Annotated in this window: 20 protein-coding genes; 4 read left to right on the top strand and 16 right to left on the bottom strand. The window is 41.2% G+C overall.

What is annotated here, in order from left to right; all coding sequences use genetic code 11:
• Window positions 1-21 precede the first annotated feature (21 nt).
• Window positions 22-471, top strand: a complete 450-nt coding sequence (locus tag O3602_RS03065) for an NUDIX hydrolase (RefSeq protein ID WP_371611127.1) — start codon at window positions 22-24, stop codon at window positions 469-471.
• 67 nt (window positions 472-538) lie between these two features.
• Entirely contained in the window at window positions 539-841 is a 303-nt protein-coding gene (locus O3602_RS03060) for a DUF1827 family protein (RefSeq protein ID WP_003012157.1), read from the top strand.
• Between the two features lie 101 nt (window positions 842-942).
• Here the strand turns inward: O3602_RS03060 and ileS are convergent, their stop codons facing one another.
• From ileS to typA, 14 genes are all read right to left on the bottom strand, one after another.
• Entirely contained in the window at window positions 943-3,735 is a 2,793-nt protein-coding gene (gene ileS / locus O3602_RS03055; protein ID WP_270298895.1) for an isoleucine--tRNA ligase, read from the bottom strand.
• 253 nt (window positions 3,736-3,988) lie between these two features.
• Window positions 3,989-4,816 carry a DivIVA domain-containing protein gene (locus O3602_RS03050; protein WP_021152770.1) on the bottom strand — a complete coding sequence of 276 codons (828 nt, stop codon included), beginning with the start codon at window positions 4,814-4,816 and terminating at the stop codon, window positions 3,989-3,991.
• A 9-nt stretch (window positions 4,817-4,825) separates the two neighbouring features.
• Window positions 4,826-5,617 carry an RNA-binding protein gene (locus O3602_RS03045; protein ID WP_155125500.1) on the bottom strand — a complete coding sequence of 264 codons (792 nt, stop codon included), beginning with the start codon at window positions 5,615-5,617 and terminating at the stop codon, window positions 4,826-4,828.
• A 6-nt stretch (window positions 5,618-5,623) separates the two neighbouring features.
• On the bottom strand, window positions 5,624-5,887 hold the full coding sequence (locus O3602_RS03040) for a YggT family protein (protein WP_003011858.1): 264 nt from the start codon (window positions 5,885-5,887) through the stop codon (window positions 5,624-5,626).
• 1 nt (window position 5,888) lies between these two features.
• Window positions 5,889-6,518, bottom strand: a complete 630-nt coding sequence (locus tag O3602_RS03035; RefSeq protein ID WP_342986528.1) for a cell division protein SepF — start codon at window positions 6,516-6,518, stop codon at window positions 5,889-5,891.
• Window positions 6,519-6,527: 9 nt separating this feature from the next.
• Window positions 6,528-7,196 carry a YggS family pyridoxal phosphate-dependent enzyme gene (locus O3602_RS03030; RefSeq protein WP_371611126.1) on the bottom strand — a complete coding sequence of 223 codons (669 nt, stop codon included), beginning with the start codon at window positions 7,194-7,196 and terminating at the stop codon, window positions 6,528-6,530.
• Between the two features lie 2 nt (window positions 7,197-7,198).
• Window positions 7,199-8,464, bottom strand: a complete 1,266-nt coding sequence (gene ftsZ / locus O3602_RS03025; RefSeq protein WP_003005955.1) for a cell division protein FtsZ — start codon at window positions 8,462-8,464, stop codon at window positions 7,199-7,201.
• A 15-nt stretch (window positions 8,465-8,479) separates the two neighbouring features.
• Window positions 8,480-9,868 (bottom strand): cell division protein FtsA, encoded by a 1,389-nt coding sequence (gene ftsA, locus O3602_RS03020; RefSeq protein ID WP_003012265.1) that lies wholly within the window; start codon window positions 9,866-9,868, stop codon window positions 8,480-8,482.
• A 142-nt stretch (window positions 9,869-10,010) separates the two neighbouring features.
• Window positions 10,011-11,222: a cell division protein FtsQ/DivIB gene (locus O3602_RS03015; RefSeq protein WP_371611123.1), complete on the bottom strand. Its 1,212-nt coding sequence runs from the start codon at window positions 11,220-11,222 to the stop codon at window positions 10,011-10,013.
• Window positions 11,206-12,288 (bottom strand): UDP-N-acetylglucosamine--N-acetylmuramyl-(pentapeptide) pyrophosphoryl-undecaprenol N-acetylglucosamine transferase, encoded by a 1,083-nt coding sequence (locus O3602_RS03010; RefSeq protein WP_371611121.1) that lies wholly within the window; start codon window positions 12,286-12,288, stop codon window positions 11,206-11,208. The genes O3602_RS03015 and O3602_RS03010 overlap by 17 nt, the downstream gene beginning before the upstream one ends.
• Window position 12,289: 1 nt before the next feature.
• Window positions 12,290-13,639, bottom strand: coding sequence for a UDP-N-acetylmuramoyl-L-alanine--D-glutamate ligase (murD, locus tag O3602_RS03005; RefSeq protein ID WP_342986532.1), 1,350 nt, complete (start codon window positions 13,637-13,639; stop codon window positions 12,290-12,292).
• A gap of 754 nt (window positions 13,640-14,393) precedes the next feature.
• The gene (locus O3602_RS03000; protein ID WP_371611120.1) at window positions 14,394-15,632 is read right to left on the bottom strand and encodes a hypothetical protein; all 1,239 of its coding nucleotides are present in this window, start codon (window positions 15,630-15,632) and stop codon (window positions 14,394-14,396) included.
• Between the two features lie 111 nt (window positions 15,633-15,743).
• On the bottom strand, window positions 15,744-16,001 hold the full coding sequence (locus tag O3602_RS02995) for a DUF3165 family protein (RefSeq protein WP_003011812.1): 258 nt from the start codon (window positions 15,999-16,001) through the stop codon (window positions 15,744-15,746).
• A 23-nt stretch (window positions 16,002-16,024) separates the two neighbouring features.
• Window positions 16,025-17,872 (bottom strand): translational GTPase TypA, encoded by a 1,848-nt coding sequence (typA, locus tag O3602_RS02990; RefSeq protein ID WP_003017941.1) that lies wholly within the window; start codon window positions 17,870-17,872, stop codon window positions 16,025-16,027.
• A gap of 178 nt (window positions 17,873-18,050) precedes the next feature.
• On the opposite strand from typA, the gene O3602_RS02985 reads away from it, so the two are divergent.
• Window positions 18,051-18,776, top strand: a complete 726-nt coding sequence (locus tag O3602_RS02985; protein WP_003012315.1) for a 16S rRNA pseudouridine(516) synthase — start codon at window positions 18,051-18,053, stop codon at window positions 18,774-18,776.
• A 44-nt stretch (window positions 18,777-18,820) separates the two neighbouring features.
• Here O3602_RS02985 and O3602_RS02980 read toward each other — a convergent pair whose 3' ends face one another.
• Entirely contained in the window at window positions 18,821-19,204 is a 384-nt protein-coding gene (locus O3602_RS02980; protein WP_342986535.1) for a rhodanese-like domain-containing protein, read from the bottom strand.
• Complete coding sequence (locus O3602_RS02975) at window positions 19,204-19,422, bottom strand: YqgQ family protein (RefSeq protein WP_003017930.1); 219 nt, start codon at window positions 19,420-19,422, stop codon at window positions 19,204-19,206. Before O3602_RS02975 ends, O3602_RS02980 begins: the two co-directional genes overlap by 1 nt.
• Window positions 19,423-19,510: 88 nt before the next feature.
• On the opposite strand from O3602_RS02975, the gene O3602_RS02970 reads away from it, so the two are divergent.
• Window positions 19,511-20,170: an A24 family peptidase gene (locus O3602_RS02970; protein ID WP_371611119.1), complete on the top strand. Its 660-nt coding sequence runs from the start codon at window positions 19,511-19,513 to the stop codon at window positions 20,168-20,170.
• The last annotated feature ends 5 nt before the right edge of the window (window positions 20,171-20,175 follow it).

Raw genomic sequence — 20,175 nt, 5'->3', positions numbered from 1 at the left:
AAAATAAGAAAAGAGAAAACCATGACCATTCCAAGTTTTGGTGAAAAAAAACAAGATGTGACCTACGTCAATCGCTATGGTGTCTACGCTGTTATTCCCAATAAGGACACGGATCAGATCATCCTCGTTCAAGCTCCTAATGGAGCCTGGTTCTTACCAGGCGGGGAAATCGAGGCAGGTGAAGATCACTTGCAAGCTCTGAAACGGGAACTGATCGAAGAATTAGGCTTTACCGCTATTTTAGGACAATACTATGGCCAAGCAGATGAGTACTTCTATTCTAGCCATCGCGACACCTACTACTACAATCCTGCCTATATTTATGAAGTTGTAGACTATACAGAGGCTCAAAAACCACTGGAAGATTTTAACAATCTTGCTTGGTTTCCTGTAGATGAAGCTATTGAAAAACTCAAACGTGGCAGTCACAAATGGGGCATTGAACAGTGGAAAAATACCCACAAAAAATAAAGGAATTCTTTCACAATAAATAAAAAAGTGCTATAATAAATGAAGATAGAGGTTAGGAGGAACTCATATGAAGCTCATTAATACCACAAATAGTCATGCTGCACTGGTCAAAAGCCAACTTGCCAGCACTGACGCCTTGCTTGTCGAGGTTTATTCCGCGGGCAATACCGATGTCGTTTTTACACAGGCCCCAACACACTATGAATTATTGATCAGTAACAAACACCGAGCTATTCGTGAAACTGAAGTAGAAAAAATTCGTGAGTTCTTTTTAAAACGTAAGATTGATCTTCAAATCATTGACCAATCCGCTATTAAAACCCTCTACTCCGATAAACTAATTGAAATTTCCTTTCCAATTACAAAGTAAGGCCAATTTGCCTTACTTTTTTATTTCCTTAATGCATGAATTTATAGACCATTCTAGCAATTAAAAAAGAAGTTCCTTTATGGAACTTCTTTTGATATCTATTATTTTGCTTCAAAGCCTTCTGCAACTGCGTCTGCAAAGTTCTCTTCAACGATGCTTGCACAGTGATCACAGATGGTTGCATGATAACTACGTTCTGCAGTTGTTGGATCGATACGACGGCAACGGTCACAAACTTCACCAGCAGCACGGTCAACTGTGAAGGCTACATCTTCAAAGGCCACTGCACCTTCTGGGGCTGGTCCTTCTGCGATAGTTAATTCAGAGACAATCAAAAGTTGAGCTACATTGCTATCAACAGCTCCAAGAAGTGTTTTCACCACTTCATTTGGATAAACGGTCAAGTGAGCTTCAAGTGATTTACCGATGACTTTTTCATTCCGCGCTTCTTCCAAGGCTTTTTGAGCTTGACCACGGAAGTCCATGAAGGCTGACCAAGTATCCAAGATTTCTTCTTGGTTGGCAAACGTTTCTGCTTCTGGCAATTCTGACAACTGAACGAAGTCTTCTGCTTCAAACTCAAGATAGGACCAGATTTCTTCAGCAGTGTGAGGAAGAATTGGAGTCAAGAGTTTAGTGATTTTCACAAGGATATCATAGAAGACTGTTTGCATTTGACGGCGTTCTAGCGATTTCGCTCCTTCGATGTAAACAACATCCTTGGCAAAATCCAGGTAGAAGGCAGACAAATCAACGTTGATAAAGTTAACAAGCGCCTTGTAGATCGTCAAGAACTCAAAGTTTTCATAAGCATCACGGATGGTCTTAACAAGTTGGTTAAAGCGAATGGTCATGTACTTGTCTACTGAACGAAGCTCGTCATAAGTAACTGCATCCTCAGCTGGGTTAAAGTCAGAAGTGTTGGCAATCAAGAAACGAAGAGTATTCCGGATCTTACGGTAAGTCTCAGACACTTGGCTCAAGATATCCATTGAGATACGCACGTCATTACTTGAGTCTACACTGGTTACCCAGAGACGCAAGATTTCAGCACCAAATTGCTTTTCAACATCACTTGGAGCAATGGTATTTCCAAGAGATTTAGACATCTTCTCACCTTTACCATCCAAAGCAAAACCTTGAGACAAGATTTGTTTGTATGGTGCGACACCATGGTTCGCCACAGATGTGATAAGAGATGAGTTGAACCAACCACGGTATTGGTCTGAACCTTCTAGGTAGAGATCCGCTGGATATTTGAGTTCAGGACGGTTAACGACAACCCCATTCCATGATGAACCTGAATCAAACCAGACGTCCATGATATCTGTTTCTTTTGTAAATTCGCCATTTGGTGAACCTGGATGCGTAAATCCTTCTGGCAAGAGGTCTTTCGCTTCACGCTGCCACCAGATAATGGAACCATGCTCTTCAAAGAGTTGCGCTACATGTTCGATGGTTTCAGCCGTCATGATCGGTGTTCCATCTTCTGCATAGAAGATTGGAAGAGGCACACCCCAGGCACGTTGACGAGAGATGACCCAGTCACCGCGGTCACGAATCATGTTGTAAAGACGGACTTTCCCCCATTCTGAGTGGAACTTCACTTTTTCAATTTCGTCCAAGATATCTTGACGGAATTTCGATACTGAGGCAAACCATTGTGGTACGGCACGCCAGATGATTGGTTTTTTCGTCCGCCAGTCAAATGGGTAGGAGTGAGAGATTTCTTCTTGAGCAAGGAGCAAATCTCCAAGTTTTTCGATAACCGTTGGAACAACCTTGTCATAGAACTGACCTGCAAAGTCAGGACCAGCATTCTCCATCATGATTCCGCGTTCATTAACAGTAACAGCAACTTCGAGGCCATTGGCAATCCCTACATTGTAGTCATCCTCACCAAAACCAGGAGCAGTATGGACGATACCAGTACCTGAATCAAGGGTTACATGCTCACCAAGGATCACCAATTCATCCACTTCCGGATCCCATGGGTGTTCTGTCACGATATGGTTCAATTCTTTCCCTTGGTAAGTCGCAAGGACTTCAGCATTTTCCCAACCGAATTTTTCAGAAAGGCTTGGCAAGAGCTCAGATGCTACGACATACTTGCGGTCAGATCCAGCAGGTTTCACTACGACATAATCAAACTCTGCACCTACCGTCAATCCACGAGATGCTGTAACCGTAAATGGAGTTGTTGTCCAGACAACGATGTAAGTGTCTGTATCTAGGACACCCTTACCATCTTTAACTTTGTTAGCATAGTAAAGAGACGTTGATACCAAATCATGGTATTCAATCTCTGCTTCCGCAAGGGCTGACTCAGAAGACCAAGACCAGTAAACTGGCTTAGCCCCACGGTAGATATAGCCTTTATTGGCCATTTCACCAAAGACGCGGATTTGCGCTGCTTCATAGTCAGGCGTCAAGGTTACATAAGGATGATCCCAATCACCTGAAACACCTAAGCGTTTAAAGTCTTCGCGTTGTTTATCTACTTGAGAAAGAGCGTATTCACGGCAGAGTTTCAAATACTCAACCAAGTCCATTTCTTTACGTTTCACACCTTGTTTAGCCAAGACTTGCTCAATTGGCAAACCATGGGTATCCCAACCTGGAATATAAGGGGCGTAAAATCCTGACATAGACTTAGAACGAACGATGATATCTTTTGAGATCTTGTTCATAGCATGTCCAACGTGGATATTTCCGTTAGCATAGGGAGGGCCATCATGAAGGGTAAAATGCGGTTTTCCTTCATTCAACTCTTGACGGCGTTGATACAATTTTGCATCTTCCCATTCTTTTTGCCAAACTGGTTCCTTCGTTGGAAGCCCAGCCCGCATTGGAAAAGCTGTTTTCCCAAGATTCAATGTTTCTTTGAGTTTCATTATGTCTCCTTATTGATTTAAAAGCTATAAAAAAAACACGAGCATCCTAAAAAGGACGATTGCTCGTGGTACCACCTTTGTTCGAGAAGTCGCAAGCGACCTTCTCCTCTCATCCCGTAACGAGGGAAACGTCCGTTCTTACTCAAGGGTTCAGAACGAATACTGTAAAAGGATCATCCATTAAGAGGGAGTGCAGATCTTCCACCATCATCTGCTCGCTAGACCTATCATTAATGGACCTATTTTTACAAAATTATAAAATATTGACAGATTCACGATTTGCATCATCTTCTGGTTGAACAGTTTCTTCAACCTCAACGACTTCCTCATTTTCATGACGAGCGTGTTCTGCTTCTTCTAAAGCGGATTGAACTTTTTCATTCAAACCTTCAAACGCTTGTGTTGCACCCAATTCTAAATTAGCAGCTTCGATGCGCTTTTGCAATTCTTCGATTTCAGCTGGAGAGAATTGACGAGTCAAATCAATGTTATCATCTTCTGCATGATGATGGTGAACTGATTCACCCAAAGCTTTCTCTACAATTTCACGGAAAGCTTCATCACTTGTTTGAATGTACATAGCTGTTGGACGAAGAATTTCATCCCATTCAGGTGTATCGATAATGCTCAATTGGCTTTCGATGGTTGATTTCAAACGTTGATGGAAGACGCGTGTCTTGTTCTTCAATTCCTCTGTTTCAACGGCAACCTTCTTGGCATTATCCGTTGCATGACGAAGGATTTCATTTGCTTTTTGTTTTGCTTCATCTACTAAGTGTTGTGCATCTTGTTCAGCTTGACGAACAATATTTTCAGAACGTTCGTTAGCTGCTTGTTTCACACGTTCAGCAGTATCTTGTGCAATCAAAACAGATTGACTCAATGAATCTTTCATTTCATCAAAATAGTTTAAGCGTTCTTCAAGAGCTTGAATTTTTGCTTCTTGATCATGATTTAAACGAACAAGATCTTCATAATCGCGAACAACGATATCTAGAAATTCTTCTACTTCGTTCGCATCATACCCTCTAAATTTAACGCCAAAAGTTTTATCTTTAATTTCTAAAGCAGTAAGAGCCATAACTCCTCCTCATTTTTTACTTAAGAGTACTTCAACAGTTACTTTATATTTTCCACTCTTTGAAATACCATTTTCAGAAACAATTTTAAGACGCCCAAAGCGTCGGACACTGACTAAATCATTCAGACCTACAGAATAGCTAACATTGGAAGTAGTCGCATAGTTAACTTTCACTAGACCAGAACTAATCAACTGACTAGCTTGTGATCGCGAAAGCTTGAAGGTCCCAGCAATCACCTTATCTAACCGATAACTCGACACGAGAATATCTCGCTGCTGGCTTTCTTCCTCTACGATCATTTGTTCAGATAGAGGAACTTCCCTCAGCTTAACAGGTACCCGAGAAATTTTCTGGATGTGATCCATGAAATAGTGAACAAAACGCTGTTCAACAAATACTTGGATCTTTCCATCACTCGTCAGAATATCTCCAAAGGACTTGCGCTCCACACCTAATTGGTGAACAATGGTCCCCAGTACCTGGGAATGGGTCAAGTGATGAAATTTTGAAGCATAGACCATTTCCAATAAGGCCAGATCAAAGTCACTTGGATCTAATTGGTAATAATCTGGAGCAACAATAACCTTAGCATACTCCATTTTCTGCTCATCACTGGAAGCAAAGACCTGTAATTGGTAGCTTGCCGCGACATTTCGTAAAATAGTGACCTGATGAGGGTTTAAAAAACCCGTCACCTCAACAGAATAGCGTTCCACCACTCTTTCAGACAATTCAATACAGCGATCAATGAATTCGTGATCTTCGCGATTGAAATGTTGGTAAATCTCTGTCTGTCCCATTGTATTCTATCCAATCAAAAGTAGGAACAAGCGGGCTAATAACTGATTCATCAAGTTCAAGACCAAAAGTGCTACTAGAACTGTAAAATCCAAGCCCCCAAACTGCAATGGTAACTTTCTAAAAAGGCTCAAAAATGGTTCAACTAGGCGGTGAACCATTTGTCCAAGAGTACTCTGAGGTGCCCCAGGGAACCAAGATAGTAAGGCATAGATGACAAGAATGATGGAATAGATTTGAATGATATTTGATAAGTATTGAAAGATAACCATCTTAACGATTACGTTTCATATCATAGTCAAATTCTGTCACTTCCACATCATTTGGAAGGCGGATATCTTCAATGTTAACGACTACATTAATTGGAGTCAACAAGTACATGGTACTTGCAACACGACGAAGATTTCCTGCTAAAACATAACGAGCCCCATCCAAATAATCTAAACAACGACGTGCTTGTACTTCAGTCATATATTGGAAGTCAATCAAGATACTCTCATTAGATAGTAATAGATCAACAATTTCAGTCGCTTCCTCGTATTTGCGGGGATAGCGTACATCAATGGTAATCTTTTCATCTGTATTCGCACGATTGGCAGCCAATTCACGTTGACGTTCATGCAAGCGAGTAATATTCTCAGATGTATTTTTCGTTGTTGAAACAGGTTCCTTCACTGCCGCTGTAGACACTGGAGTCGTAACAGGTGCGACAGGAGTCGGTTTTGGTTTTACTGGTTCTCTTTGACTAATCTGCGGACGTGGAGAAGTCACTTGAGGAGTCGGCTGTGGCTGTGGAACTGGTTGTGTTTCCGCCCCAGCTGCTTTTGCCTCATGAACTTCTACTTCTTCACCGTCTTCTGTGAAGTAGTCAATAAAGTTGTTAAATTTATCTTTTAATGACATAGTTCTTTCCTATTTAAAAAATGATGTCCCAATTCTAACATAAGTCGCTCCGTTCGCAATGGCTATTTCAAAGTCACGACTCATACCCATACTTAGTTCTGAAAAAGGCATATTTTTTAATTGTTTCTTTTCTAGTTGTTTCTGAAGTTGGTGAGTTTTTGAAAAAATATCCTGCAACTCTTCTTGACTAGCCTCAAAAGGAGCCATCGTCATTAAACCAACAATTTCAATTTTGTCCAGCTGTGCGATTTCCGCTAAAACATCATCCAGTTCATCGGGTGCAAATCCATGCTTACTTTCTTCACCAGAAATGTTCACTTGGAGGAAACACTTGATTGGGTGTTCTGCTCGCTTTTGAATTTCTTGAGCTAGCTTCACCGAATCCAAGGCATGAAAGTAATCGACGAGATTGATCACGTCTTTTACTTTCCGCCGTTGGAGGCTCCCAATCAAGTGCCAAGTGAGGTCATACTCTTTTAAAGCTTGATACTTTTCTAGGAATTTATCGACACGATTTTCACCGATATGTTGGATACCTGTTTTCACCAGTGCTTCTGTTGTAGCAACATCCACATACTTGGTGACAGCTATCACATTAACTTGATCTTGACGGTTAGCTTTGTTTCTTGCTGTTTCTACTTGTTGCCGAACAAGATCAGCATTCTCTACCAGATTCATGATTAACGATTCCGGAAGAATGGTGGTGTTTCCAATTCATCATCATCTGAAGATGAATCTACGTAACGATCAACTTGATGTGTTGATGTTGGTTCAGTTTGGCGAACGATATTCTCACGACGAATATCCCAATCACCAAAGGCTGAGCCACGGTTTGGTTCTACCGCTGGACGACTTGGAGTTGTTGGCAATTCAACATCTTGTTTCAAATCAAATTCGCGGTCAAATGGTGCAGCTTGTGGACGTTGTTCACGTGGACCTGTTTTATAAGGACGTTGTGAGGAAGCAATTCCGCTAACGCGTTCTACCTTGTCTTGACGGACACCAGTTGCAACAACTGTCACGCGGATTTCATCTTTAAGAGATTCATCAATAGATGTACCCAACCAGATGTTCACTCCGTGACCTGCAGCTTGGTTCACAATTTCTGAAGCTTCTTCAGCTTCGATCAATGTCATATCCAAACCACCTGTTACGTTGACGATCACGTCTTCTGCACCATCAATTGTAGTTTCAAGAAGTGGAGAGTAAATGGCTTTACGAGCCGCTTCGATAACGCGTTCTTCACCGCTACCAACACCAATACCCATGAGGGCATTCCCTTTGTTTTCCATAACAGTCTTCACGTCTGCAAAGTCAAGGTTGATCAATCCAGGACTTGTGATCAAGTCAGTGATCCCTTGAACACCTTGACGAAGAACGTTATCTGCTTCACTCAAAGCTTCAAGAAGCGGTGTCTTCTTGTCTACAATTTCAAGCAAGTTGTTATTAGAAATAATCAACAAGGTATCTACATGCTCGCGAAGTTCGTTGATCCCTTCAATAGCAAAGTTGCCACGTTTTGAACCTTCAAACCCGAATGGACGAGTCACAACGGCTACTGTCAAAGCACCTACAGCTTTGGCAATACGAGCAATGACTGGTGCAGCACCTGTACCAGATCCTCCACCCATCCCTGCAGTGATGAAGACCATATCTGCACCTTGCAAAGCTTCTGTTAATACTTCTTCGCTTTCTTCAGCCGCCTTACGACCAACTTCAGGTTGACCTCCAGCACCCAATCCACGAGTCAATTTTGGACCCAATTGGATAACTGTTTCAGCTTTTGCACTTGAAAGTGCTTGAACATCTGTATTAGCTGCGATGAATTCTACACCGGCAACGCCTTCGTCAATCATACGATTGATGGCGTTCCCGCCACCGCCACCGACACCGATTACTTTAATTACTGCACCTTGTGCCGCTGCTGTGTCAAATGAAAATGTCATAAATACTTACACTCCTTAATCAAACATATTACCGATCAAATTTTTCATTCGGTCTGTGAATGTAGTTTTTGGTTCTTGTTTGCTATCATTGCTTGCTGCTGGAATTCCTTGAGCATCCACTGGAGATTCAATTTTCTCAGCATTGTATGCAGGTACTACCGGTTGTGCTGGAGTAGCAGGTTGTGGTTGTACTTGTGGTTGCACAGGACGATCAAATTGAATCGGTTGTTGACGCAAGACTTCGTCTCCATGAACCGCAGCTTGAGCAATAATATCCACATCTGTCAAATTGCCTGCATATTCAGACAAGCTAATCACATGGGCAAAAGCTGGATTGCGAATTCCAATTTGATTTGGAACAAACAATTTCACATTTACACCAAAGACTTCTTGAGCCAATTCTTCAACACCAGGAAGGATCGCACCTCCACCGATAATCACAATACCACCAGGAAGATCCAACAGATGTCTTCTCTCAAGGTCTTGCTTGATTTGCTCAAAGATGTGTTTAATACGTGCTGAAATGATTTCAGCTAAGTACTTCTCTGTAACTTCAACCGGCTCTACTTCACCGATGACTTCTACATGGAAGACTTCGTTCCCAGCAGATGGTACATAAGCTTCACCGTAGTTGAACTTCAAGCCTTCTGCCAACTTTTGAGAAGTCTTCAATACTTTAGAAATATCTTTGGTAACGTAATCGCCACCTTCTTGGTAGATATTTGTAAATTGAAGTTCTTGATTTCGAACAGATGCCACTGTTGTTTGGCCACCACCTAGATCAATCACCGTTGCTCCGAATTCACGTTCACCTTCGTTCAAGACTGTTTTGATCATAGCAAGTGGGGAAATGATGATATTTTCAACTTGCAAGCCTGCACGTTCAACGGTTTTACGCAAATTGTGCAAGATTGTACGAGGTCCTGTATAAAGAAGGCCACGCATTTCAAGTCGGATCCCCATCATTCCGCGTGGATCACGGATTCCTTGGAAACCATCAACTGTGAATTCCTCAGGAATGAAGGTGATTACTTCACGATCCGGTGTCATGCTTTTTGTGAGTGCAGATTTGACAACATTTTCAACATCTGCATCTGTGATTTCTTTTGAATCACTTGTGACTGGAATCATTCCTTGAGTTGCTTCGATTTGTAGTAAGTTTGCAGGCAACCCAACATTGACTAGATTGATTGAAATCCCTGCTTTTTCTTCAGCTTGGCTGATTGCATTTTTAATTGCATTTGAAGCAGCTTCGATATCTACTATAATTCCATCTTTGACGCCAGCACTTTTTGCATTGCTGACTCCAATTACATTCATTTCTCCATTGACATGTTCTGCCACCAATACTTTTATTGAACTAGTACCGATATCTAAACCTGTAAAAAAGCCGTCTCTAGCCATTACACCAGTCCTCTCTCTTTATTTGTTTTCACTTTACATCTATTTATAGCCCTTTTAGTTGGAACTATCCAAACTTCATTATATCACAAAGAAGCCTAAAATGGACATTTTTTCTTCAATTATTTGAGATAATTTATGGGCTTTACTCATTCCCAGAAGAATTCTCTCCTTCTGGATTCTGTTCTTGGCTTGCTTCCTCAGAATGTTCTTCTTGATTTTCTGTACTTTCAGCCTTTTCTTTTTCAGCTTGCTCTTTGGCATCTGCAATGGATTGTTCACTATAGCTGAAAACTCCAGCTTCCATATCGATAGTCGAATCATCATCTAATTGCTTGCTGATAGCCTTATAATAAGGAAGCTTGCGGGTAATTTGGGAAACAGGCACCAAGATTTTATTATTGTTTTTCATGGTAATGGTCACCAGATCCTTGGTGACCTTGCTCGGTGTCAGATCAACCGAAACAATTTTATCCGTAATGGAAGAAGAAATAGACTTCATTTCTTGGACAAATTGTCTAACCAATTCTCGATCTGAGAATTTCAAGCTAATATAGGAGGACGGCAATTCCGAAGCTGGAGTTACTGTCTCCACCACTTCTCCATTTTCCAATACTGGATAGTGGTCTTCTCCGGTCACATAATAGGCAACCACTTTGTGTTCTACGACATTGACTTTAAAGGTCACTGGGAATTGATAATTCATGTGAACCTCTTTGATCCATGGACTAGCCGTTTTCATATTTTGTTCATAGACCGATTTATGAAGGAAGGTCGTCAGAGTATAATCTTCTTCTTTGATGTGACTTTGTTCATACAATTGTTTCTGATCAACCGCTTTGTTCCCTGAAAATTCAATCACTTTCTGTGTGGATAAGGGGCTTAAAAAATAGATTGAGAAAAGCGCGACGATCGAGCTGATGCCGATAACAGGAAGGGCACGATAGATATGACGTTTTGCCACTGCCGGTTCCTTCTTTGGCTTTTTCGTCCTCAAGCGTTCAAATAATGAAGGCTTTTTCTCTTGCTTCTCTGAAGGATCTAGCTCCTCTATAGCCGGATCGTCCTCTTCTCCTTCTGAACTTTCTCCATCTGCTTCTGAATTCTCTTCGACCTCAGATTCATCTTCCTCTTCAGACTCTTTTATTTCGTCAGATTCTTCCTCTGAGACAGAAGCTGTCTCTTTTTCTGAAAGGTCTTCGTCTTCTTTTGCTTCTTCGCTTTCAGTTTCCTCTGTTTCGGCTTCTTTCGCTTTTTCAAGCGCTTTTTTTTCTAAATATTCTTTGTTTCTTTTTTGCCAGGCTGACAATTCTGTAATTTTGTCATCCGTTGGCGTTTTTTTATTGTCGTCCGTCATCTTTTCCCTTACTGATATCTTTTTGAAGCAGGCCATAAAAATCGTCTAGTGAAAGGAGTTCTGTAGATTTTTCCATTGCTTGGTGGTAGACTTGGCTTTGCTTCAACATTTCTTGAATGGTTTCATTAAAGGTTTCGAGTGTCAATTGATCTTCCTGCAATTGCTCTGCATAACCTTTATCCACAAAATATTGGGCATTTTCAATCTGATCGCCACGGCTGGCTTCTTTTCCTAGTGGTACTATCAAATGGAGTTTGTTCATAGCTAAGAGTTCAAATAAGGTATTGGCTCCACCTCTAGTCACCACTAAATCAGCCTTCTGGAGCATGGGCAAATACTGATCCGTTACATAATCCACTCGATACAAACCGCCCTCAGCCTGATTCAATGTTGAATCGCCTGTCAAATTGATGATATTGTAGTGCTGCAAGAGGTCTGCTTGATACTCTGTCACAAATTCATTAAAAACACGCGCACCAGCTGATCCTCCGACAAAGAGAAGAGTCGGCAACTCTTTTCGAAAACCTTTTGTTTTTTCTTCTAAAACTTCTGAAGTCGGCGGAATATGATCTGTGACCTTGGTTACTGCACCGATATGCTCACTCTTTGTCAAACCATGTGCTTGCTCAAAAGTCGTGTACATCTTGGTGGCGAATTTATAAGCAATTTTATTGGCCAATCCCATAGAAAGATCGGACTCATGGATATAGACAGGGACACGCGTGAGTCTAGCTGCGATCACTGGAGGCACCGAGACAAATCCCCCTTTTGAGAAGAGAACTTGTGGACGCACACGAAGCAGGATTGCAATGGACTGGAGCGTTCCCCAAGCTACCTTGAACACATCCATCATATTTTGGAAAGAGAAATAGCGACGCAATTTCCCCGTTGCAATTGAATGGAAGCGTACGTCTAAGCCAGACTTTTTGATCTCTTGGTATTCGATTCCTTTTTTGTCTCCAATATAATGGACTTCCCATCCATCTTCGATAAATTTTGGAATCAAGAGGAGATTAAGGGTCACATGTCCCACGGTTCCCCCACCAGTAAACATTATTTTTTTCATCTTATTTCAACCCTTTTACTGTAGCAAGGAATTCATCCCCTCGCACTTCAAAATTAGGATACATATCCCAGCTGGCATTGGCAGGACTTAGTAGTACAACATCTCCGGGGCTAGCCAAGTCGAAGGCTTTCTTTGTAGCATCTGCTACATCTGCCGCATCGACATAAGGGACGCCTGCTTTATCGGCTGCGCGTTTCACTCGAGGAGCTGATTCCCCTAGAATCACCATTTCCTTTAGGCCAGTAATGTGAGGCACCAATTCATCAAATTCATTGCCACGATCGAGCCCTCCTGCAATCAAGATCACCTTGCTGTTATCAAAACCAGAAAGAGCTTTTTGTGTTGCTAAAATGTTAGTCGATTTACTATCATTATAGAATTTGACACCTTGAATCTCATCCACATATTGAAGGCGGTGTTTCACTCCTCCAAAGGCCGACAAGGTTTCTTTAATGACCTCATTCTCCACACCACGGACTTTTGCAACCGCAATCGTTGCCAAGGCATTTTCTACATTGTGACTACCTGGAACGCCCAGTTCATCTGCACGCATAACAACTTCTCCCTTATACTTGAGAAGTCCATCTTCCAAATAAGCACCGTCCACCTTTTCGACCGTTGAAAATGGAAGGACCCTTGCCTTGGTTTTTGTAGCGAGTTCCTTGGCCAAGTCTTGGTTGAAGTTCAAGACAATGACATCTTTTTCTGTCATATTCTTTTGAAGATTCCATTTGGCAGCTACATAATTTTCAAAAGAACCATGATAGTCGATATGGGTTGGCATGAGGTTGGTAATCACTGCAATCTCTGGATGGAAGGCTTCAATTCCCATCAATTGGAAAGAAGACAATTCCATGACCAGAACATCCTTTTCAGTCGCTGTTTGTGCAACTTGGCTAGCTGGAAAACCGATATTTCCAGACAATAGACCACCTTGGCCGGCAGCCGTCAAGACTTCCCCGATCATGGTTGTCGTCGTCGTTTTTCCGTTTGATCCTGTAATCCCAATAATTGGCGCATCCGAAATCAGATAGGCCAATTCTACTTCAGTAAGGACTGGAATGCCTTTTTCAAGCGCTTTTTCGACCATCGGGTTAGAATAAGGGATCCCTGGATTTTTGACCATGACTGCAAAGTCTTCATCCAACAATTCCAGAGGGTGACCTCCTGTCACGACTTTAATCCCTTCTTCCAGTAAACTTTGTGCTGCTGGATTTTCTTCAAAAGGTTTGCCATCATTGACGGTCACAATCGCTCCTAAGCGATCCAACAAACGAGCAGCTGACTCGCCTGACTTAGCCAAACCCAACACAAGAACCTTTTTATTTTCAAATTGTTTCACAAATTTCATGATTTCTTCGCTCCATTTTTATCACTCTCTATTTTACCTTTTTTTAGCAAAATTAAAAAGCCCAAAGACAGAAAAAGAAACAACATCCGATTAAATCCATTCAACTGATGTTATTTCTCATTCTTATACCTCTATCTATTTCACTAACTGTTTAAGAGGCATTCCTAGTTTAATATTTAGTTTGTTACAAGGTTCTTTTGTTTTTTATGGAGTATAGACAGACTCCTCTAAACTCATTAGATTCCTTGAGATAAGCCTTGTAAATAGCTTGTTTCAGTTTCTGACAATCCTCAACTATACCCCATTCCTATATTGTCTAGACGATAGAGAACATCAAATCTACTCTGCTTAGATTTTTTTAAAGGTGTCCCTTGTAGAATCTATCTTTCATCAAAAGAAAAGTTGAGGTTAAAGGATATTGCAGGCATATAAGAGCTTTCAGGCATCATATATACATAGAACTTTGCTCTTGTATCATCCCATCGTTCATGATTGTTAAAGGCAACTAGATAATCCCATGAGTAGGGCAATTCATGTACATAGGTAGGATAACCTCAATCATCTAAGGCTAGATCAACAAAGAAAACGTAAACTATCACCATCGGATTCGACTTCTATTGTCCGAGTCAAATAACACCCACCGAAATGTAATAAGTGATTACTTACCGGTAGGTGTTGTCTATATTAGAAATGAAAGTTAAAGCTCCGTCTACTCTAACCCATCTTTCTTTTCTATATTTCTTGGCAAAAAATTTTAGGGATGATCAATAAGAAGCAAATCAGCGGAATCCGTCTCCCATTCTGTTTTTTCAGAGAGTGGAATCATAATCCGTTTTTTCACCTCTAAGGTTGCAGCATCAAATTCAACAATGGTCCCCATTTCTTTAGTGGAAGCTTTTGCTGGAGTCGCTAAGACTACGACCTTATCATCCGTATAACAAACTTTTTGGACTTTTAAACCTTTATCACTAAAAAGCTTGATAAAATCAGTTCCGGATAAATCTTTTTCAGAAACAAGTTTTAAGTCACTTGTATATTCTAGCAATCGATGATCTGATGTCACAAAGCGAAAGTGATTATGAATAGGATAAGCAGTGAGGACTCTCTCAGCTTCAAAGGTCTCTTCGCTTACTTCTAACGTCTCTGGATCAACACTTGTCAGGCTAATTTTATTTTTCTTTTCCTCTCGCTTTTTCTCATCATCAAAGCGAGTAAATTTAGGATTCCCAACGGTTATCACTTTCCCGTCTACCAATAAAAGTTCCTGAAAATCAGACTGAGACGGATCCTGCAACTCAATAAACTCAAATTCGTTCTTTTCCTCATCTAGGTAGAGAAAACTCATATCATCACCAACTAAATCAAATCCTGTAACAAAAATTTTTGAATTGACTTCGATTCCTTTATCAAGGCTCAGATCAACCTCTGGTGACAGTACCTGCTTGTTTTTAGAGTTGGTGTAGCGGATGCGACTTCGCAACACACCTACCTTCCCATCCTCCACAGATAATCCTTCAATCGGCCCTTTCTGTCCCTTTGAAACAAATCGAACAGGATAGTTAGTAAAATCCATAAAGGAAAATTGACTTGGATAAACGGAATAAGTAGAAGGGGACTTGAACACCAAATGAGGTCTAGTTCCAAAAGAGTAGGCATAGAGTTCATTTCCTTTTTGGAAAAGCGTACCAACATTATACCCTTTTAGAGAATATTCTTTTTGTTCTCCTTTCTTGTCAATGAAAAAAATCTTCGTTAGGATATCCCTTTTGCCCTTTGGGCGATAGGAATAAAAGCTAACAGCATATTCATACTGTGAAAACTCGTCAGAAGATTTTTTTGGTATAGAGTTCCAACTACAAGATCCTAAGAGTAAAACACTAATCCCACCAAGAATCAGAAACAGATTTCTAATCATTTTTGATTTCATCTCTATTCCCTCCTTATTTCTTTCCTTTATTATACCCTTAGCACAATCAATTAGCAAACCGATCAAGGTGTGCTCCTTTTTCATTCTTTGAAGTAATTTTTGGCTCATACCAAAGAAAAAAGAGTTACAAAAGAGAAGAATTTCCCTTTTATAACTCTAACGATTTATATTGAGCTTCTACTGTTTCCGTTTTTTTAACTCGGTTGGTAATCTTGAAATATCCACCAAAGCCAGGTAGCCAACAAAGGCTAGTAAGGCGCCGACAAAAAACTCAGATGGTAGTTGGAATATCTGAAAAACAGCGAGACAGGTTAATACGATAATCGAGACGATCAAAATAACCAATACCACACTATCTAACGTGCCACGAATGCTTTTTGGTGTCATAAAAAGGTAAAAAAGGAGAATCAAAATTCCTAAGATAAAATAGACCATTTTGTTTCTCCTTTCTTTCCGTATTATTCAGCAGCTGCTGATTTTTTCTTTTTATTTGCTTTTTCGCGTTCTGCTTTGTTCAAGATTTGTTTCCGCAAACGGATAGATTCAGGTGTTACTTCCATGTACTCATCGTCATTCAAGAACTCAAGAGATTCTTCCAAGGTCAAGATACGAGGAGTCTTGATAACCGCTGTTTGGTCCTTAGTAGCTGAACGAACGTTGGTCATTTGTTTGGCTTTCGTAATGTTTACGGTCAAGTCGTTCTCACGAGAGTTTTCCCCGATGATCATTCCTTCGTAAACTTCTGTACCTGGATTGACAAAGATCGTACCACGTTCTTCGATAGACATGATAGAGTAAGTGGTTGCTTTTCCGTTATCGATTGAAACAAGAGCACCACGGTGACGTCCACCGATTTCTCCTGGAATCACTGGTAAGTATTGGTCAAAGGTGTGGTTCATGATTCCGTAACCACGTGTCATTGACAAGAACTCTGTTGAGTAGCCAATCAACCCACGCGCTGGAACAAGGAAGACCAAACGAGTTTGACCGTTACCAGTTGAGATCATATCCAACATTTCACCTTTACGTTCAGAAAGACTTTGGATAACAGATCCTTGGTATTCTTCTGGTGTGTCAATTTGCACACGTTCAAACGGTTCACATTTGACACCATCGATTTCCTTGATAATAACTTCTGGACGAGACACTTGCAATTCGTATCCTTCACGACGCATGGTTTCGATCAAGATAGACAAGTGCAATTCCCCACGTCCTGAAACTGTCCATTTATCAGGTGAATCAGTTGGGTCAACACGAAGAGAAACGTCTGTTTGCAATTCCGCTTGCAAGCGTTCTTCAACTTTACGAGAGGTTACCCATTTTCCTTCGCGACCAGCAAATGGTGAATTGTTAACCAAGAAGGTCATTTGAAGCGTTGGTTCATCGATGTGAAGGATTGGAAGAGCTTCAACTGCGTCTGTCGGTGTGATCGTTTCTCCAACGAAGATATCTTCCATACCAGAGATCGCGATCAAGTCACCCGCTTTAGCTTCTTGAATTTCACGACGTTCCAAACCAAAGAAACCAAAGAGTTTGGTAACACGGAAGTTCTTAGTTGTTCCATCCAATTTAGAAAGGGTTACTTGGTCCCCAACTTTTACAGTACCACGGAAGACACGTCCGATACCGATACGTCCAACGAAGTCGTTATAATCAAGCAGGGATACTTGGAATTGAAGGGGCTCATCTGAGTTATCAACTGGAGCTGGGATGTGATCAATGATAGTATCAAAGATCGGTGCCATTGTGTGCTCTTGATCAGCTGGATCATCTGAAAGTGAAGAAGTTCCGTTGATCGCTGATGCATAAACAACTGGGAATTCCAATTGGTCATCATCTGCACCTAATTCGATGAAGAGTTCAAGAACTTCATCTACAACTTCTTCTGGACGAGCAGATGGTTTATCGATTTTGTTAACTACAACGATCGGAACAAGATCTTGTTCCAAGGCTTTTTTCAATACGAAACGCGTCTGAGGCATGGTTCCTTCGTAGGCATCAACGACCAATACAACCCCATCGACCATTTTCATGATCCGTTCCACTTCTCCACCAAAGTCCGCGTGTCCCGGTGTGTCCATGATATTGATTCGAGTTCCGTTATAAGCAACGGCTGTATTTTTAGCAAGGATCGTGATCCCACGTTCTTTTTCAAGGTCGTTTGAGTCCATTGCACGTTCTTGCAATTCTTTACGTTCATCCAAGGTGTGCGATTGTTTCAACAATTCGTCTACCAAGGTTGTTTTACCATGGTCAACGTGGGCAATGATCGCAACGTTACGAATATCTTCTCTTAATTTTGTCATGATTTCCTCTATAAAATTTTAAATAATATTTCTAACTGAACAATTATACCACAGTCCTATCTAAAAAACACAGTTCAGCTAGTTGTAAATGTTTTCATCTTCATTTCTTTTCTCCGACTCGATTTCCTTTTCTTTTCATGATACACTGATGATAAGAATTTCAGAAAAAGAGGCTCCCATGAGATTAGATCAATTGATGGCAGACCATCAGTACGCTCGTAAAGACATCAAACAACTTCTGGCCCGAAGGCAAATTTTGGTCGATCACCTACCAGCTCAAAAGCTATCCCAAAACATCGACCCTGGACTCCAACAGATTCAAATCGGGGAACGAATCATTCAAAAACCACGTCACCACTACTACATGCTCCATAAACCAATCGGGGCCGTGACCGCCAAAAGAGACGCCCACCATCCAACGGTGATCGATCTAGTGGACCCTCAGCAAGAGTACCCAGACCTCTATCCACTTGGTCGCCTCGATCGCGATACCAGTGGTCTGCTCCTCGTCACAGATAATGGTCCCTTAGGCTTTCAACTGCTCCATCCTCAATACCATGTGGAGAAGGTCTATGAGGTAGAAGTCAATGGTCCGCTCTATGCAGCCCACATCGAGCAATTTCAGAATGGGATTTCATTCACTGACGGCCCTATCTGCAAGCCTGCCTCCTTGACCATTCTAGAAAGCCACCCCAGCTACAGCAAGGCCCAGGTCCGGATCTCGGAAGGAAAACACCACCAAGTGAAAAAGATGTTTTTAGCTATTGGAGTCAAAGTAATGACCTTAAAACGCTTGTCTTTTGGCCCTTTCACCTTGGATCCTCAGTTAGCACCTGGCGAAAGCCGACCTTTAAATGAGGTAGAGCTCACATGGGTCAAAGACTTCCTTGAAAAAACGAGATAAAAAAGCTCTAACCACACATTTGGTGCAGTTAGAGCTCTTTTTTATTAGGCGTCTTTTTTCACTTTCCCATTCCAAGAATCGAGACCGTAAGACAAGACATAAATGTCTGTATAACCTTTTTTCTTGAGAAAGAGAGCCGCATTGGTTACACGCGAACTACGGCTATTTTCATAGAGCAAAATTGGTTTATCTTTGCGCAAGGCTGCAAGACTCAATTTCAACTGAGTAGAAGGAATGTTACGAGCTCCTAAAATATGCTTGGCATGAAACTCAGCTGGCTCTCGCAAGTCAATCAACTGCCCTTTACGAATCAGCTCTTCAAAGGTTGCATTATCCACAAATTTAGCAGCTTTACGGATGCGGAAATAATTAAACGCCATCCATCCAAACACTCCTAAAATAACCAACCAAAAAATGATATTTCCCATCACTCTACCTCACTCTTTTTCAAAAATTCTAATTCTTGCTTGTGTTCTCTTCTTAAAACGGTATCGGCTTCTAAATAATCGAGCCGCTCCATCAGGCCTGCATCATAAAGACGTTGAAGCTCAATTTTCATCAATTCGATGTCATAGAGGCGCTTCCCTACGTAAATGATGATTCCAAAACGTTTTAAAAATTGTTGAACATCATACAGGTTTTTCATGTTCATTATTGTATCAAATTTAGAAAGGCTTTACAAGATTTTCAAGTAAATGATGACATTTTTTCGATTGCTTTACGAATAAATAAGTATGATCAACTTTTATTTTTTTACCATCGGTACTTGTATCGCCTCTTTTTTGGGACTAGTTGTCGATCGTTTTCCAAACCAATCCATTCTCACTCCTCGCAGTCATTGCGATCAATGCCAGCACGTCCTTGGAGTTTGGGACCTCATCCCTATCCTCTCGCAACTCCTGCATCGCTTTCGCTGTCGCTATTGTCATCAGATCTACCCATTTTGGTACTGCCTTTTTGAGGTCTGGAGTGGCCTGCTCTTTTTAGCCTGCGCCAATGGTTACCTTTCCCTGCCTCAACTTCTAACACTACTGGGAGCTGCCGTTTTAGCCATCTATGACCTTCGCTTTATGGAATACCCTTTATTCATCTGGTGCTGTCTCCATGCCCTGGTCCTCTTTTTATCCGGTAGTAATCTCCTCATGCTGGTCTTTTTACTCCTTGCGATTGGAGCTCATTTTTTCTTTATCGGAATGGGAGCAGGAGATTTCCTCTTACTCGCCACCTTCTCGCTGTCCTTTTCCTCTACCAAGATCCTCATTCTCATTCAGATCGCATCCATCTTAGGCATTCTCGTCTTTGCTCTCAAAAAAGAAAGAGACCGGATTCCCTTTGTTCCCTGTCTCTTTCTCAGTTATCACGCTTTACTGCTTTATACGATGTTTTGCAGATAAATTCT

Source organism: Streptococcus sp. 27098_8_186 (genome assembly GCF_041432055.1).
GTDB lineage: Bacteria > Bacillota > Bacilli > Lactobacillales > Streptococcaceae > Streptococcus > Streptococcus dentalis.
This window is presented reverse-complemented; position numbering and strand designations above follow the sequence as displayed.

Bases quoted from the DNA above. Each gene is read 5' to 3' on its own strand.
- O3602_RS03065 (WP_371611127.1), top strand. From the start codon at position 22: ATGACCATTCCAAGTTTTGGTGAAAAAAAACAAGATGTGACCTACGTC.
- O3602_RS03060 (WP_003012157.1), top strand. From the start codon at position 539: ATGAAGCTCATTAATACCACAAATAGTCATGCTGCACTGGTCAAAAGC.
- ileS (WP_270298895.1), bottom strand. From the start codon at position 3,735: ATGAAACTCAAAGAAACATTGAATCTTGGGAAAACAGCTTTTCCAATG.
- O3602_RS03050 (WP_021152770.1), bottom strand. From the start codon at position 4,816: ATGGCTCTTACTGCTTTAGAAATTAAAGATAAAACTTTTGGCGTTAAA.
- O3602_RS03045 (WP_155125500.1), bottom strand. From the start codon at position 5,617: ATGGGACAGACAGAGATTTACCAACATTTCAATCGCGAAGATCACGAA.
- O3602_RS03040 (WP_003011858.1), bottom strand. From the start codon at position 5,887: ATGGTTATCTTTCAATACTTATCAAATATCATTCAAATCTATTCCATC.
- O3602_RS03035 (WP_342986528.1), bottom strand. From the start codon at position 6,518: ATGTCATTAAAAGATAAATTTAACAACTTTATTGACTACTTCACAGAA.
- O3602_RS03030 (WP_371611126.1), bottom strand. From the start codon at position 7,196: ATGAATCTGGTAGAGAATGCTGATCTTGTTCGGCAACAAGTAGAAACA.
- ftsZ (WP_003005955.1), bottom strand. From the start codon at position 8,464: ATGACATTTTCATTTGACACAGCAGCGGCACAAGGTGCAGTAATTAAA.
- ftsA (WP_003012265.1), bottom strand. From the start codon at position 9,868: ATGGCTAGAGACGGCTTTTTTACAGGTTTAGATATCGGTACTAGTTCA.
- O3602_RS03015 (WP_371611123.1), bottom strand. From the start codon at position 11,222: ATGACGGACGACAATAAAAAAACGCCAACGGATGACAAAATTACAGAA.
- O3602_RS03010 (WP_371611121.1), bottom strand. From the start codon at position 12,288: ATGAAAAAAATAATGTTTACTGGTGGGGGAACCGTGGGACATGTGACC.
- murD (WP_342986532.1), bottom strand. From the start codon at position 13,639: ATGAAATTTGTGAAACAATTTGAAAATAAAAAGGTTCTTGTGTTGGGT.
- O3602_RS02995 (WP_003011812.1), bottom strand. From the start codon at position 16,001: ATGGTCTATTTTATCTTAGGAATTTTGATTCTCCTTTTTTACCTTTTT.
- typA (WP_003017941.1), bottom strand. From the start codon at position 17,872: ATGACAAAATTAAGAGAAGATATTCGTAACGTTGCGATCATTGCCCAC.
- O3602_RS02985 (WP_003012315.1), top strand. From the start codon at position 18,051: ATGAGATTAGATCAATTGATGGCAGACCATCAGTACGCTCGTAAAGAC.
- O3602_RS02980 (WP_342986535.1), bottom strand. From the start codon at position 19,204: ATGGGAAATATCATTTTTTGGTTGGTTATTTTAGGAGTGTTTGGATGG.
- O3602_RS02975 (WP_003017930.1), bottom strand. From the start codon at position 19,422: ATGAAAAACCTGTATGATGTTCAACAATTTTTAAAACGTTTTGGAATC.
- O3602_RS02970 (WP_371611119.1), top strand. From the start codon at position 19,511: ATGATCAACTTTTATTTTTTTACCATCGGTACTTGTATCGCCTCTTTT.